Origin of the sequence: Roseateles aquatilis, assembly GCF_002205645.1 — a bacterium.
Classification (GTDB): Bacteria; Pseudomonadota; Gammaproteobacteria; order Burkholderiales; family Burkholderiaceae_C; genus Roseateles; species Roseateles aquatilis.
On record NZ_NIOF01000001.1, the window covers coordinates 413,419 to 428,957 of the forward strand.

At 69.5% G+C, this 15,539-nt stretch carries 11 protein-coding genes; 8 read left to right on the top strand and 3 right to left on the bottom strand.

What is annotated here, in order from left to right; genetic code table 11:
• The first annotated feature begins 22 nt into the window (after window positions 1-22).
• The 7 genes from CDN99_RS01795 to hemH all read left to right on the top strand — a co-directional run bounded on the left by CDN99_RS01795 (window position 23) and on the right by hemH (window position 11,236).
• Window positions 23-295, top strand: coding sequence for an oxidative damage protection protein (locus tag CDN99_RS01795; RefSeq protein WP_088382394.1), 273 nt, complete (start codon window positions 23-25; stop codon window positions 293-295).
• A 258-nt stretch (window positions 296-553) separates the two neighbouring features.
• Window positions 554-856: an H-NS histone family protein gene (locus tag CDN99_RS01800; protein WP_088382395.1), complete on the top strand. Its 303-nt coding sequence runs from the start codon at window positions 554-556 to the stop codon at window positions 854-856.
• 314 nt (window positions 857-1,170) lie between these two features.
• Window positions 1,171-4,161: a putative bifunctional diguanylate cyclase/phosphodiesterase gene (locus CDN99_RS01805; protein ID WP_088382396.1), complete on the top strand. Its 2,991-nt coding sequence runs from the start codon at window positions 1,171-1,173 to the stop codon at window positions 4,159-4,161.
• Between the two features lie 9 nt (window positions 4,162-4,170).
• A complete protein-coding gene (gene dnaG, locus CDN99_RS01810; RefSeq protein WP_088382397.1) occupies window positions 4,171-6,237 on the top strand; it encodes a DNA primase in 2,067 nt (688 codons plus the stop codon).
• Between the two features lie 337 nt (window positions 6,238-6,574).
• On the top strand, window positions 6,575-8,794 hold the full coding sequence (gene rpoD, locus CDN99_RS01815) for an RNA polymerase sigma factor RpoD (RefSeq protein WP_088382398.1): 2,220 nt from the start codon (window positions 6,575-6,577) through the stop codon (window positions 8,792-8,794).
• Window positions 8,795-9,140: 346 nt separating this feature from the next.
• The gene (locus CDN99_RS01820) at window positions 9,141-10,082 is read left to right on the top strand and encodes an adenylate/guanylate cyclase domain-containing protein (protein WP_088382399.1); all 942 of its coding nucleotides are present in this window, start codon (window positions 9,141-9,143) and stop codon (window positions 10,080-10,082) included.
• Window positions 10,083-10,144: 62 nt separating this feature from the next.
• Window positions 10,145-11,236 carry a ferrochelatase gene (gene hemH, locus CDN99_RS01825; RefSeq protein WP_088382400.1) on the top strand — a complete coding sequence of 364 codons (1,092 nt, stop codon included), beginning with the start codon at window positions 10,145-10,147 and terminating at the stop codon, window positions 11,234-11,236.
• Window positions 11,237-11,517: 281 nt separating this feature from the next.
• Here the strand turns inward: hemH and CDN99_RS01830 are convergent, their stop codons facing one another.
• Genes CDN99_RS01830 through CDN99_RS01840 form a run of 3 tightly spaced genes read right to left on the bottom strand, consistent with a single transcriptional unit; the run spans window position 11,518 to window position 14,616 of the window.
• On the bottom strand, window positions 11,518-13,041 hold the full coding sequence (locus CDN99_RS01830; protein ID WP_088382401.1) for a tripartite tricarboxylate transporter permease: 1,524 nt from the start codon (window positions 13,039-13,041) through the stop codon (window positions 11,518-11,520).
• A gap of 10 nt (window positions 13,042-13,051) precedes the next feature.
• On the bottom strand, window positions 13,052-13,630 hold the full coding sequence (locus CDN99_RS01835) for a tripartite tricarboxylate transporter TctB family protein (RefSeq protein ID WP_088382402.1): 579 nt from the start codon (window positions 13,628-13,630) through the stop codon (window positions 13,052-13,054).
• Between the two features lie 14 nt (window positions 13,631-13,644).
• On the bottom strand, window positions 13,645-14,616 hold the full coding sequence (locus CDN99_RS01840) for a Bug family tripartite tricarboxylate transporter substrate binding protein (protein ID WP_088382403.1): 972 nt from the start codon (window positions 14,614-14,616) through the stop codon (window positions 13,645-13,647).
• 192 nt (window positions 14,617-14,808) lie between these two features.
• Here CDN99_RS01840 and CDN99_RS01845 point away from each other — a divergent pair, with 192 nt between their 5' ends.
• Window positions 14,809-15,495, top strand: coding sequence for a response regulator transcription factor (locus CDN99_RS01845; protein ID WP_088382404.1), 687 nt, complete (start codon window positions 14,809-14,811; stop codon window positions 15,493-15,495).
• Window positions 15,496-15,539 lie beyond the last annotated feature (44 nt).

The window sequence follows — 15,539 nt, forward strand, 5'->3', positions numbered from 1 at the left end:
TTTTTGAGCATCGAGGTTTGATATGGCTCGCACCGTGCAATGCGTTTATCTGAAGAAGGAAGCCGACGGCATGGACTTTCCCGTCTATCCCGGCGAACTGGGCAAGCGCATCTATGAGAACGTGTCCAAGGAAGCCTGGGCCGCGTGGATGAAGCACCAGACCATGCTGGTCAACGAAAACCGCCTGAATCTGGCCGACCAGCGCGCCCGCCAATACCTCGCGCGGCAGATGGAACAGTTCTTCTTCGGCGACGGCGCGGAACAGCCCGCCGGTTATGTTCCGCCGGCGGCCTGATTTCATCCACCCCACGCACAGACGGTCCGTTCAACGGGCCGTTTTTTTTTTTGACTTGTTCGTCCGACTGACCCACGTTTGCCAGTGAAGCCCCTGCCTGGAAGTGGGCGCGATCCGTGATTCGTGTCAATCGCCACCAAATCCGTTGAGGATTGGGCGATACCGGCAATTACCCCCTTGCAAAGAATCTCAAATCCCTGCCTATAATGCTGCAATCCCTTTCGGGGGAGCTGTTTAACCACGCGAGGAATTGCATAAATGGCATCGCTCAAAGACCTCCTGGCCCAGCGGGCCGCCCTCGAACAGCAAATCGCGGAAACCCAGGAGCGCGAGCGCTCCGACGCGATCGCCAAAGTCAAGACGCTGATGCAGGAATACGGCCTGTCGGTGGCGGACCTGTCGACACGCGCCGCCAAGACCGGCGCGACCAAGGCGTCCAAGGTGGCCGCGAAATATCGCAACAAGGCCACCGGCGAAACCTGGAGCGGTCGCGGCCTGCAGCCCAAGTGGCTGAAGGCGGCGATTTCCGGCGGCGCCAAGCTGGAAGACTTCGTCATCTGATCGATATCCGACCGACGACCGGCCCTTTCGCATTCAGCGCGCGCCGTCTGGTGCGTATCGCCTAGCGCGATTCATTCGCTGGCGCCGGCCCCTCCTCGAAAGCCACCCTCGCGGTGGCTTTCTGCATTTCGGCGCGTGCTGATGCAAGTCGGTGCAGCTTGGCGAATGGCGGAGCGCGGCCCCGTCGCGAACTCCCTCATTCCGGGGGGCCTCCCCCGCGCAGCAGGGATAGCGCTGACCGGCCGCGGCCGCGGGCGGCGCTAGCATCCGCCGCCGCCTGCCTCCGCTCACCGCATCCCACCTTGAAATCCGAGTTGTCCGCCCCCGCCGGTTGGGCCCTGCCCAGCCTGCCTCGACGCCTGCTGTCCGCGGCGCTGCCGGGCCTCCTGTTGCTCGCCGCCGTGGCGCTGCTGCTGATCGGCGCGGTCTGGGCGGACTGGCGCCCCGTCGCCTGGTGGCCGCTGCCGGCGTTGGGCCTGGCGCTGATGTGGAGCGCCGGCCCCGTCGTGGCCTTGGCGCTGACCGCCGCCGCGGCACTCGCCGCGTGGCTCGTCGGGCCGACGGCCCTGCCCGGCGCCGTGCTTCTGCAGCTGTGGTTGAACTGGCCGGCGCTGATGCTGCTACGTCGCCTGGGCGTGACGCCGGCGCTGGACCAGCCCTTCATGCTGCGCCGCTTCGCCGTGCCGATGCTGATGGCGTTGCCGCTGGCGGCCGCGGTGCTGCATCAGGTGGGGCTCGTGCTGCTGGGCACGCCCGCCGCCGCGCCGCTCGACATGCTCGCGCGCGACGCGGCGTTGATCGCCAGCAGCGTCGCCGCCGGTCTGCCGCTGAGCGCGCTGCTGCAGCACCCCGCCGGCCTGCGCCTGTACCACTTGCGCGCGCCGGCCACGGCGATGGGCGCGCTGCTGCTGCTCGGCGCCGCGCTGACCTGGGCGCTCGCCTCGCTGGCCGGCGCCCGCCTGCTGCCCGGTGGCTGGTTGATGGCACTGGTGGCCGCGGCGCTGCCGCTGCTGGCGCGCGCCGAATGGCTGCGCAGCCTGGACGAGCGCCGCGAGTGGCGCGCCAAGCTCGACGACGCCGGCCTGGCGCTCGCCCAGTGGATTCCCGGTGAATCGCTGACCTCGTCGCTGGGCTGGCAGACGCGCCTGGGCGCGCCGGATCCCGCCGAGCCGCTGGCCTGGCTGGACCGCGTGCACGCCGTCGACCGCATGACGCTGGAAGAGCGCCTGCCCGCGCTGCTCCACGAGGACGACCAGGACACGCTGCGCCACCCGATCCGGCTCCAGGACGACGACGGCGCCTGGCTGTGGCACGAGCTGCGCTTCCAGGTCGTGCGTCGCGACCCGCGCGGCCGCGCCCGCCGCGTGCTGGCCAGCCTGCAGGACATCCAGTGGCGCCGCACCGCGGAGGAACGCCAGCGCCTGAGCAGCGGGCTGTTCCAGCACCTGCACGAGGGGCTGGCCATCACCGATCTGGAGCACCGGCTGCTCGACGCCAACCCGGCCTACTGGGCGCTGATGGGCGAGCTGCTGGACGCGCCCGCGGGCCTCGTGATCGACGAGGGCGCGCCCGCCGCGCCCGATGCCGGCGAGGCACTGCGCCGCCGCCTGCTCGGCCAGACCGCGCTGCCGATGGACGAGGCGCAGCTGCGCCGTGGCGGCCACGACCCCGAGGCCATCGCCGACACGCTCGCCGACCCGGCCGGCCATTGGCAAGGGCTGGTGAAGGTGCGCGCCGCCGGGGGTCACGCGAAGACCTTGCGGCTGACGGTGTCATCGATCCCGGAACCCGCGGGCCCGCCGCGCTACCGCGTGCTGGCGCTGACCGACCTCACCCAGGAGCTGCAACAGCAGCAGGCGCTGGAGCGGCTGGGGCGCTTCGACGCGCTGACCGGATTGCCCAACGAGCACGAGTTCCAGCGCCGCCTGCAGGCCGCGCTGCAGACCAGCCAACAGATCGGCCCCGGCTTCATGCTGTGTGTGGCGCGCGTGGACCTGGACGGTTTCGCCGCGTTCAATCGCCGCCACGGCGCCATCCGCGCCGACCAGGCACTGCGCGAGCTGGCGCGGCGTCTGGGCACCGCGCTGCGGCAGGCGCCGCAATGGTCGGACGAGGTCGCCCGGCTGGGCGGCGACGAATTCGGCCTGCTGCTGCGCGTGCAGAACGCCGAGGAGGCGCAGCTCGCGCTGGACCGCCTGGTGCAGGTGTTGCGCCGGCCGATCGACCTCGATGGCGAGGGGGACGGCGCGATGGTGGACGTCAGCCTGGACAGCGCGCGCACGGAGCCGATGACGCTCGGCGACGACGACCCCACCGTGCCCGGCGGGCTGATGCCGTTCGCCGAAGACACGCTGGCACCCCGGCTGAGCGCCAGCGTCGGCGCCACGCTGTACCCGCAGGACGGCGGCGAGGCCGAGACGCTGATGCGTCACGCCGCGCACGCGCTGTACCGTGTCAAGCGCAGCGGCCGGGACGGCGTGCAGTTCTTCGACGTCGAGAAACGCCGCCACCGCGAGGCGCAGGCGCAGGCCGTCCTGCGCGTGCAGCAGGCGCTGGATGCCGGCGAGCTGTGCCTGTATTACCAGCCCAAGCTGGACCTGGTCAGCGGCGCGCTGCTGGGCGCGGAAGCGCTGCTGCGCTGGCGCCACCCGCAGCGCGGGCTGCTGGCGCCAGCCACCTTCCTGCCGACGGTGGAGCGCAGCGGCATGGCCGCGCAGCTCGGCCACTGGGTCCTGGAACAGGCCCTGGACCAGCTGCGCCGCTGGCGCGCGGCCGGCCTGGACATCGAGTTGAGCGTCAACATCAGCCCGCGCCATCTGGCCGCACCGGCCTTCGGCCCGCGCCTGGCGGCGCTGCTCGCGCGGCACCCGGACGTGCCGCCGGACCGGCTGGTGCTGGAGCTGCTCGAATCGAGCGCGCTGGACGACGTCGAGCAGGCCAAGCGTCTGCTGGCGGACTGCAAACGGCTCGGGCTGCGGTTGGCGATGGATGACTTCGGCACCGGGTACGCGACGCTGTCGGTGCTCAAGCAACTGCCGCTGGACCAGCTCAAGATCGACCGGTCCTTCGTGCAGACGATGCTGGTCGATCCGCAGGACCGCGCGCTGGTGCAGGGCGTGATCGCGCTGGCCGGCCAATTCGGCTGCGCGCTGGTGGCCGAGGGCGTCGAATCGCCGGCCCACGCGCAGGCGCTGGTGGCGCTCGGCTGCCACGTCGGCCAGGGCAGCGGGCTGTGCGATCCACTGCCGCCGGACGAGCTGCTGGACTGGGCGCGGCGCCGGGGTCCGTCGGGGGCCATCACGTAAACTGCCGCGGTGATCCCGCCCGGCTTTATTCAGGACCTGCTCACCCGCGTCGACATCGTCGAGATCGTGGGCCGCCACGTCGACCTCAAGAAGGCCGGCATCAATCACAAGGGCCTGTGCCCCTTCCACGGCGAGAAGTCGCCCAGCTTCACCGTCAGCCCCTCGCGCCAGACCTATCACTGCTTCGGCTGCGGCCAGCACGGCAACGCCGTCGGCTTCCTGATGGAGCACCTGGGCATCGGCTTCATCGACGCGGTGCGCGACCTGGCCCAGCAGGCCGGCATGCAGGTGCCCGAGGACGAACGCAGCCCGCAGGAGCGCGAGCGCGAGAAGGCGCAGAAGCAGCGCCAGTCGACGCTGACCGAGATCCTGGGCAAGGCCGGCCAGCATTACCGCCAGCAGCTCAAGGGCAATCCGCGCGCGATCGACTACCTCAAGGGTCGCGGCCTGACCGGCCAGATCGCGCTGCAGTTCGGGCTGGGTTTCGCGCCGGACGGCTGGCGCTCGCTGGCCAGCGCCTTCCCGTCCTACGACGATCCGCTGCTGGTCGAGACCGGCCTGGTCATCCTCCAGGACGACCCCGGCAAGAGCGAGGCGGAGCAGCGCCGCTACGACCGTTTCCGCGACCGGATCATGTTCCCGATCCGCAATGTGCAGGGCGAGGTGATCGGCTTCGGTGGCCGCGTGCTGGACAAGGGCGAGCCGAAGTATCTGAACTCACCCGAGACTCCGGTCTTCCACAAGGGTCGCGAGCTCTACGGCCTCTACGAGGCCCGGCCGGCGATGCGGCGGCGCGGTTATGCGCTGGTGGTCGAGGGCTACATGGACGTGGTCGCGCTGGCGCAGCACGACTTCGGCAACGCGGTCGCGACGCTGGGCACGGCCTGCACGGCGGACCATGTGCAGAAGCTGTTCCGCTTCACCGAGTCGGTGGTGTTCAGCTTCGACGGTGACGCCGCCGGACGCCGCGCGGCGGGGCGCGCGCTCGAGGCCGCCCTGCCCCACGCCAACGAGACGCGCACCATCAAGTTCCTGTTCCTGCCCAGCGAGCACGATCCGGACTCGTATGTGCGGGAGCTCGGCGCCGAAGCCTTCGAGCGCTGCGTCGAGAACGCGGTGCCGCTGTCGCGCCAGTTGATGGAGACGGCCGCCGACGGATGCGACCTGGCCACGCCGGAGGGTCGCGCGAAGATGCTGTCCGTGGCCAAGCCGCTGTGGGCGGCGCTGCCGGACGGGCTGCTGAAGCGGCAGTTGCTGGGCGAGCTCGCGCGCCGCGCGCAACTGCCCGATGCCGAACTTCAAGCCTTCTGGGCGAACGCGCAGCCGCCGGCCGCGCCCGGCATGCGCCCTCGCGCCGAGCGCCCCGCCGCGCCGAGGGCGACGCCCCGCCCGGCCGCGGCCGACGGTGCCCCTCACGACGAGCCTTACTTCGACATCCCCGCGTCCGCCTACGGCGACGAGGCCGGCGTCTCGGCGGACGATGTCCACGTGCCGCACGACGCCCACGCGGGCGACGGCGGCGCGCCTGCGCAGCAGGCCGCGCAACAGCCACGCAAGTGGGAGCCTCGTGGCGACTTCAAGGGCAAGGGCAAGGGTGGCAAATGGGGCGGCGGCGACTGGCGCAAACGCGACCAGGATCCGACCATCGGCATGCCCCGCAAGGCCCCGCCGGCGCCGATGGACCATGCGGTGCGCATGCTGCTGCTGCACGGCGATCTCTGGCGCCACATCAGCGAGCAGGACATGCAGTTGCTGCATGAACTCCCCGGAGAGCATGGTCAACTGATCGCCTGGCTCGAACGCTTCCTCGTCGACCACGGCCCCAGTCCCTGGGCGGTGCTGCAGATCGCCCTGCAGGAAGCGGACCGACTGGAGCTGGCCCAGCGGGTCTGCGGCGGCCCGATCACCTCCCCCCCAACCGACGATCATGTGCAGGATGAGTTCCGCCTCGTCATGCGCAAGTTGTGGGTCGGACACTTGAAACAGCAGGCGACTCAGATCGCTCAAAGCAGCCAGCCGGATATGCGCAGATACCAGTCACTTCTGCAGCAAATACGCGATCTGGAAGCGGCCTGAACCTTTCTTTTTGACCGAACACGAAGTTTCGCGGATAATCAAGGGTTTTCGCGCGTCAAGAGTGACGGCAGCGCCAACCGGTCCCGGCCCCCCACTGACCCTGGGTTCATGCAAATAAGTGGCCAACTTCACCGCCTGGGCTGCAACTTCAAACGTTCACGCTAGCCTTCACGCGCAAAGCCTTGAACCCGAGGTGGGGTCTCCCCATTTAGGCCAAGGCCAGAGTTCGAGCCGCCTGGGCTCGTCGCGACACGATGGCTGTCGCTGACGACGCAGGTGGCCGTTTGCATTGCACCCCCGCCCGTATACACGAGCCACGAGCCACCCGAGGAACTGCATGACCGCCAAAAAGACCGCGTCCAAGGCCGCCGCCGCAGAAATCGAAGACATCAAGAAGCCGGCGAAGGCCGCCGCCAAGACCACCAAAACCGCTGCCGCCGCGTCCACCGATGACGTGAAGCCCAAGCGCGGCCGCAAGCCCAAGGCGGAGACCGAGTCCAAGAAGCCTGCCGCCAAGGCGGTGGAAGAGGAAGAGGATTTCGGCGACGTCGAGGCGGAGATCGAGGGCGAAGGCGAGGTCGAGGCGGAAGTCGAGACCGCCGAGGTCGAGGAAGTGGGCGAGGAAAAGCCCAAGGCCAAGCCGCTGCGCATGAAGGTCAGCCGCGCCAAGGAGCGCGCGCTGATGCGCGAGTTCGGGCTGGACGAGACCGCGCTGACCGAAGAGGAAGTCGCCAAGCGCCGCCAGGAGCTCAAGACCCTCATCAAGATGGGCAAGACGCGTGGTTTCCTGACGCATCAGGAAATCAACGATCACCTGCCCGAGAAGCTGATCAACGAGGAAATCCTCGAGGCCATCGTGTCCATGTTGAACGACATGGGCATCGCGGTCTACGAGCAGGCGCCCGACGCCGCCACGCTGCTGATCCAGGGCAGCACCTCGCCGACGGCGACCGAGGAAGAAGCGGAAGAAGCCGCCGAGGCGGCGCTGTCGACCGTGGACTCCGAGTTCGGCCGCACCACCGACCCGGTCCGCATGTACATGCGCGAGATGGGCACCGTCGAGCTGCTGACCCGCGAGGGCGAGATCGAGATCGCCAAGCGCATCGAAGGCGGCCTGCAGGCGATGATGCTGGCCATCAGCGCCTCGCCCACGACGATCGCCGAGATCCTGACCATCGCCGCGAAGATCCGCGCCGGCGAGATGCAGATCTCCGAGTCGGTCGACGGCTTCGTGTCCGATGACGAGGCGGACGACTACGTCGCCGAGGAAGACTTCGACGAGTTCGACGAAGAGGACGACGACGACGGCGCCGGCGGCTCCAAGGCCCTGACCAAGAAGCTGGAAGAGTTGAAGAACGCGGCGCTGGTCAAGCTCGACTCGCTGGCCGTCAACTTCGACAAGATGCGCAAGGCCTTCGAGAAGGACGGCTACAAGTCGGCCAACTACAACAAGGCCCAGTCCGCGATCAGCGCCGAGCTGATGACGATCCGCTTCACCGTCAAGACGATCGAGAAGCTGTGCGACATCCTGCGCTCGCAGGTGGACGACGTGCGCCGCTTCGAGCGCGAGATCCGCAAGATCGTGGTCGACAAGTGCGGCATGCCGCAAGAGCACTTCATCAAGACCTTCCCGCCCAACGTGCTGAACCTGGCATGGGCGGAAAAGGAAGTGGCGTCGGGCAAGTCCTACACCACGGTGATGGCGCGCAACCTGCCCGCCATCCAGGAGCTGCAGCAGAAGCTGATCGACATCCAGGCCAAGGCCGTCGTGCCGCTCGATGACCTCAAGGGCATCAACAAGCGCATGAACGAGGGCGAGAAGGCCTCGCGCGACGCGAAGAAGGAAATGATCGAGGCCAACCTGCGCCTGGTCATCTCGATCGCGAAGAAGTACACCAACCGCGGCCTGCAATTCCTGGACCTGATCCAGGAAGGCAACATCGGCCTGATGAAGGCGGTGGACAAGTTCGAATATCGCCGCGGCTACAAGTTCTCGACCTACGCGACGTGGTGGATCCGTCAGGCCATCACTCGTTCGATCGCGGATCAGGCTCGCACCATCCGTATTCCGGTTCATATGATCGAAACGATCAACAAGATGAACCGGATCTCCCGCCAGCATTTGCAGGAGTTCGGCTTCGAGCCGGATGCTCCGACGCTGGCGGAGAAGATGGAGATGCCGGAGGACAAGATCCGGAAGATCATGAAGATCGCCAAGGAGCCGATCTCCATGGAAACGCCGATCGGCGACGACGACGACAGCCACCTGGGCGACTTCATCGAGGACACCAACAACACCGCGCCGATCGAGGCCGCGATGCAGGCTGGTCTGCGCGAGGTGGTGAAGGACATCCTGGACAGCCTGACCCCGCGCGAGGCCAAGGTGCTGCGCATGCGTTTCGGCATCGAGATGAGCACGGACCACACGCTGGAAGAAGTCGGCAAGCAGTTCGACGTCACCCGCGAGCGCATCCGTCAAATCGAAGCCAAGGCGATCCGCAAGCTGAAGCACCCGAGCCGGTCGGACAAGCTGCGCACGTATCTGGACAATCTTTGATTGACCAGATACGTCCCGCCGCATGGCGGGCGACGGCGCCAGCCGTCACGCGGGTTGCGGCCCGAGCCACAAGCTGCGCACGTCTCTGGACAATCTGCAAGCTCCCCATGGCCTGGTCCCGGGCGCCCTCGCTGGGCATCGGGCTTGCCAGATCAACCGGCCGCGCCTTCGGGCGTCGGCCGGTTTTCTTTTGGGGACGCGAGCGCCGGGGCGGCTGCGCGAGCACCGCCCGGCGGTGTCGCGCCGACATCGACAGGCCCCCGAGGCAAGGGCTTTTCAGCAGCTTCGTCGCAAGGGCGCACGGCTACACTGAGACTTCCATCACAACTCACCCCCTGCCAGGCCGATGACCCAGATCCGCGAGCGCACCGTCCTGTTTGCCGACTTGCGCGGCAGCACGGCGCTGTTCGAGACGCTGGGCAACGCGGAAGCGTCCGGCCTGGTCACGCAGACCGTCGCGCTGCTCAGCCAGGCCGTCGATGACAACCGCGGCGACCTGATCAAGACGCTGGGTGACGGCCTGATGGCCGCCTTCGACAACCCGCGTGACGGCATCAAGTCGGCGATGCGGATGCAGGAGCTGCTGCTGAAATCATCGGTGCGCAGCGAGCGCCTGCGCTACACCCACCTGCAGATCGCGCTAGCGCGCGGCGAAGTGGTCGAGATCCATGGCGACTGCTTCGGTGACGCGGTCAACGTCGCCGCTCGCCTGCTGGACCATGCCGGCGACGGTGAGACCGTGGTGACGGCCGAGGTCGTGCAGGGCCTGACCAGCGCGCAGAAGGCGCGCTTCCGCAGCCTGGACCACATCAGCGTGCGCGGCCGGGCCGAGCCGGTCCACATCTACGTACTGGACCAGGGCCGCGGCGACGCCGCCGCGACGCAGTTCGGCGAAATCGTCCGCAGCGCCGCGCCCGAGGGCATCCGCCTCGTCTGGCAAGACCTGGACCGCGTCTTCGACATCGACCAGATGCCGGTCGTGCTGGGCCGCAGCACGCAAGCGACCTACTGCATCACCGACGTGCGCGTCAGCCGCTCGCACGCCCGCATCGACTGGCAGGGCAGCAGCTTCAGCCTGACCGACCTCAGCTACAACGGGACCTTCGTGCGCTTCGGCGCCGGCGGCCAGACGCTGAGCCTGCGGCGCGGCTCGTGCACGTTGCACGGCGCCGGCGCGATCGGCCTGGGCGGGCCGCCGTCCGAGACGCAGGCGCCGACCGTCCGCTTCGAGGTACTGCACCTGGCCGAGGCCGACCGCTCACCGCTGCTGCTGCAACGCGGCCTGTGAGCGCCCGCCGCTCCACCCACTCCCCTTCCCCCTAGCCCGACCCTTCGCCGGGCGTCCGCCGGATGAGCTTCCTCCCCGAACCCGCCTTCGACCACGGCAGCACGCCCGCCATCGGCGTTCTGCTGTGCAACCTCGGCACGCCCGACGCGCCCACCGCGTCCGCCGTGCGGCGCTACCTCGCGCAGTTCCTGTCCGACCCGCGCGTCATCGAGATCCCCAAGCTCGCCTGGTGGCCGATCCTGCACGGCATCATCCTGCGCACCCGGCCGGCGAAGTCGGCGCAGAAGTACGCCAGCATCTGGACCAAGGAAGGCTCGCCGCTGATGGTCTGGACCGAGCGCCAGGCCAAGCTGCTGCAGGGCCGTCTCGGCGAGCAGGGGCACCGGGTGATCGTCCGCCACGCGATGCGCTACGGCAACCCGTCGATCGCGTCGCAGCTCGATGCACTGCGGGCCGCGGGCGCGACCCGCGTGCTGGTGCTGCCGGCCTATCCGCAGTACTCCGGCGCGACGACCGCCAGCGTCATCGACGAGGTCGCGCGCTGGTCGCTGGCCCACCGCCACGTGCCCGAGTTCCGCTTCGTCAACCGCTACCACGACGACCCGCGCTACATCGAGGCGCTGGCCGACAGCGTGCGCGCCCACTGGAAGAGCGAGGGCCGCGGCGACCTGCTGGTGATGAGCTTCCACGGCATGCCCGCCCGGACGCTGACGCTGGGCGACCCGTACCACTGCGAATGCCTGAAGACGGGACGGCTGCTCGCGGAGGCGCTACGGCTGTCCGAGGCTCAATACAAGGTGACGTTCCAGAGCCGCTTCGGCAAGGCGCGCTGGCTGGAGCCCTACACCGAGCCGACGTTGCGGACGCTGGCCGAGGGCGGATTGAAATCGGTCGACCTGGTCTGTCCTGGCTTCTCGGCCGACTGCATCGAGACGCTGGAAGAGATCGACATGGAGGCGCGCGAGGCCTTCCTGCACGCCGGTGGTCAACGCTTCAGCTACATCCCCTGCCTGAATGACCGGCCGGCCCATATCCGCGCGCTGGCGGCCGTCGCCGAGCAGCACCTGCAAGGCTGGCCGACGACCACGACACCCGATGCGACGGCCCTGGCCCGTCAACGCGAGGCGGCACAGATGAGCGGCGCCTCCCGCTAACCCCCACCACACCACACCCGACACCGGCAGAGACGACATTCGAGCCCTGTCGATGCTGACAGCGAGCGTATCGAGGAGCGGGATGGCCGGGGTCGCCGGCGGAGGGTCCGCGGGCACGCGGAGCGTGCCTCAAGCACTGACTGGCGCCGTCTGTTTGAGTCCGACGAGCCGAAGGTGAGTGGGACGAGTTGGCGCCTCCGCGGGCCCTCCGCCGGCGGCCCCGGCCGTCCCGCTCCGCGCTCGTGCACTCGAGCCCCCTCCCGGCGGGAGGGGGAGGACGATCAGCCCGCCGTCACCGGCACCGCGGCCTTGCGCGCCTGACGCGCGCCCCACCACTTCAGGCCTCGGGGCAGCAGCAGCACGGCCACGACGATGACCAGCAGCCCCGCGGACATCGGGCGCTCGAGGAACACGCCCCAGCTCCCTCCGCCGATGGCGACGCCGTTGCGCAGGTGTGCTTCGGCGAGCGGTCCGAGGATCATGCCGACGACGACTGGCGCGGTCGGGAAGTCGAAGCGCCGCATGACCACGCCCAGCGCACCGATGGCGAGCATCACGTAGAGGTCGAAGGCGCTCTGCCGCATGCCATAGACGCCCACCGTCGCGAAGATCAGGATGCCCGCGTACAACGGCGCGCGCGGAATCTGAAGCAGCTTCACCCACAGGCCGACCATCGGCAGGTTGAGCACCAGCAGCATCACGTTGCCGATGTACAGCGACGCGATCAGCGCCCACACCAGCGTGGAGGAGGTCTGGAACAGCTGCGGCCCGGCCTGGATGCCGTAGTTCTGCAGCGCCGACAGCAGGATGGCCGCCGTCACCGAGGTCGGGATGCCCAGCGTCAGCAGCGGCACCAGCGTGCCGGTGACGGCCGCGTTGTTGGCGGCCTCCGGTCCGGCGACGCCCTCGATGGCGCCGGTCGTGCCGAACTCCTCCTTGTGCTTGGAGAGCTTGCGCTCCGTCGCGTAGCTGAGGAAGGTCGGGATCTCCGTGCCGCCCGCCGGGATCACCCCGAACGGGAAACCCAGCGCCGTGCCTCGCAGCCACGCTGGGACCGAGCGACGCCAGTCACGGCGCGTCATGTGGACGCGACCCATCGTGTTGATCTGCAACTGGCTGCGGCCTTCATACAGCGCCACGTACAGCGTCTCGCCGACGGCGAACAGGCCCACCGCCACCAGCACCGTCTCGATGCCGTCCATGAACTCGGGCACGCCGGCGGTATAGCGGATCTGGCCGGTGATCTGGTCCATGCCCACCAGCCCCATCGCCAGGCCGATGAACAGCGCGGTCAGCCCGCGCAGCGTGCTCTGGCCCAGCACCGCGCTCACCGTCGTGAAGGCGAGCAGCATCAGGCAGAAGTACTCCGGCGGGCCGAGCGTGACGGCGAAGTCCGCCAGCACCGGCGCGAACAGCGTCACCAGCGCGGTGGCCACCGTGCCGGCCACGAAGGAGCCGATCGCCGCCGTCGCCAGCGCCGCGCCGGCGCGGCCGTGGCGGGCCATCTTGAAGCCCTCCAGCGCGGTCACCATGGTGCCGGTCTCGCCGGGGGTGTTGAGCAGGATGGACGTGGTCGAGCCGCCGTACATCGCGCCGTAATAGATGCCCGCGAAGAAGATCATCGACGCGGTCGGATCGACCTGCGCGGTGATCGGCAGCAGCATCGCGACGGTCACCGCGGGGCCCAGGCCCGGCAGCACGCCGATGGCGGTGCCCAACGCGCAGCCGACGAAGGCCCACATCAGGTTCACCGGCGTGCCGGCGGTCGCGAAGCCGCCCATCAAATGGGTCCAGAGATCGGTCATCGCTGCCTCCTCAAATCCAGCCGCCGGCGGTGATCGCCGGCAGGTTCAGCGCGAGCAGCTTGTTGAACAGCCAGAACACCGGCGCGGCGATCAGCACGCCGGTCAATGCGTCCAGCATGATCTGGCGGCCGCCACCATTGGCCTTGCCCTCGGCACGCCGCAGGCCGCGTACCGCCAGCACGAAGCACAGCGTGCACGCCAGCACGAAGCCGATCGTCGTGATCAGCGCCGCGTTGGCCACCACCGCCCCCACGACCCACGCCGCGGACAGCCAGTCCGCCCGCGCCGCGCCGGACGGCGGCTCCATCTGCCGGAAGCCGCCGGTGCGCGCCTCCCACACCAGCCAGGCGCCGCACAACGTCAGCACGGCGGCCACGCCCCAGGGCAACGCGTTCGGGCCCACGCCCGAGTAACCGGCCTCGGCCGGGATCGCCGTGGCGCCCACGGCCATCACGAGGCCGACGACGATCGCGCCGATGCCCACGAAGGTCTGATGAAAGGCGCTCGGCATGGCGGGCGCGACGGAATCGGCGGACGCGACAGCGTCGCCGGAGGCGCCGACGGCGCCCGGGGAGGTCGGGTGGGACATGGCGGCTCCGGGTCTCAGACCATGCCGGACTTGTGCATGATGTCGCGCAGCGAGGCGAACTCGCGCTCGACGAAGTCCTCGAACTCCTTGCCGGCAAGCACCGCGGGCGTCCAGCCGTTCTTGGCCAGCGCCTCGGCCCAGGCCTTGGACTGGGTCGCCTTGACGACCATGTCGATCAACGCCTGGCGCTGCGCCGGCGTGATGCCGGGGGGCGCGTAGACACCGCGCCAGTTGCCGATCTCGACGTTGTAGCCGAGCTCCTTCATCGTCGGGATGTTCAGGCCCGGCAGGCGCTGCGGCGCGGTCACCGCGATCGGGCGCATCTTGCCGCTCTCGATGTAGGGCTGGAACTCGCTGTAGCCGCTGCCGCCGATGCTGACGTTGCCGCCCAGGATCGCCGCCACCGCCTCGCCGCCGCCCCGGAAGGCCACGTAGTTGACCTTGGTCGCGTCGACGCCGACCTCGTGCGCCAACATCGCCGCGGCCACGTGCTCGGTGGAGCCGCGCGAGCCACCGCCCCACTTCACCGACCCCGGGTCCTTCTTGAGCGCGTCCACCACGTCCTTCATCGTCTTGAAGGGCGACTCGGCCGGCAGCACGAAGACGTTGTATTCGCTGGTCAGGCGCGCGATCGGCGTGGCCTGCGTCAGAGTGACCGGCTGCTTGCTGGTGATCAGGCCGCCCAGCATCACGGCGCCCATCACCATCATGGCGTTCGGGTCGCCCTTGCTGGCGTTGACGAACTGCGCCAGGCCGATGGCGCCGGCGGCGCCGCCCTTGTTCTCGAAGGTCACCGCGCTCGCGGCGCCGGCGTCCTGCAGCGCCTTGCCCAGCGCCCGGCCGGTCATGTCCCAGCCGCCGCCCGGGTTGGCGGGCACGAGGATCTTGAGGGCCGCGACAGCGGCACGCGCGTTCAGCGGCAGCGCGCCGAAGGCGCCGAACGCGGCCATGGCGGCCGCCGACTTGAGGAACTGGTCTCGTCTCATGTTGTCTCCTGGTGGTCTCATGACCGGACCGTGGTCTGTTGGCCGGTCTTCGTTGTGGGCGGGATGCTGCACGCGCTCGCTGTCAATCGGCTGTCGGGAAGCTCAGGGTTCACCCGAAGCCCCGCGCCCATCGTGGCTGCCGGACACTGCCGCGATGTTCACCTCACCAGCGATCCCGACGGCGGGCCGGCGATGAAACTGCTCTTCGTCGAGGACAACCAGGCCCTGCAGACCACCGTCGCCCGCTCCTTCGAGCGGCGCGGCATCCACGTGCACGGGTGCGTCGAGGGCCGGCTGGCCCTGGAGCGCTGGCGCGCGCATCCGCCGGACGTGGTCCTGCTGGACCTGTCGCTGCCCGACATGGACGGGCTGGAGCTGCTCTCCGCCGCGCGCGCCGAGCGGCTGGTCACGCCGGTGATCATCCTGACCGCGCGCGGCACCGTCGGCGATCGCATCCTCGGCCTGAACATCGGCGCCGACGACTACCTGCCCAAGCCCTTCGACCTGGACGAGCTGGAGGCCCGCGTGCGCGCCTTGGCGCGGCGCAGCCGGGGCGCGCCCGCGGCGACCGGCGCGACGGCGGACACCGAGGCCTTCTGCGGCCTGCGCGTCGACGCCGACAGCGGCGCCATCTACCACCTGGGCCTGCCGCTGGATTTGCCGCCGCGCGAGGCCGCCCTGCTGCGCGCGCTGCTGGCGCGGCCGGGCCAGGCGGTGGCCAAGGAGCGGCTGACCGACCTGGTCTTCGCCGACACCGTCGACGTGCAGCCGGACGCGGTGGAGGTGGTGGCCTACCGGCTGCGCCGCCGCCTGCCCGCCGACAGCGCGCGCCTGGTGACACTGCGCGGCCTGGGCTACCTGCTGAAGGCGCCGGACTGAGTGACCGCCCCCGCGAAGGACCCCGCCCAGCCGCGCCGCCGGCT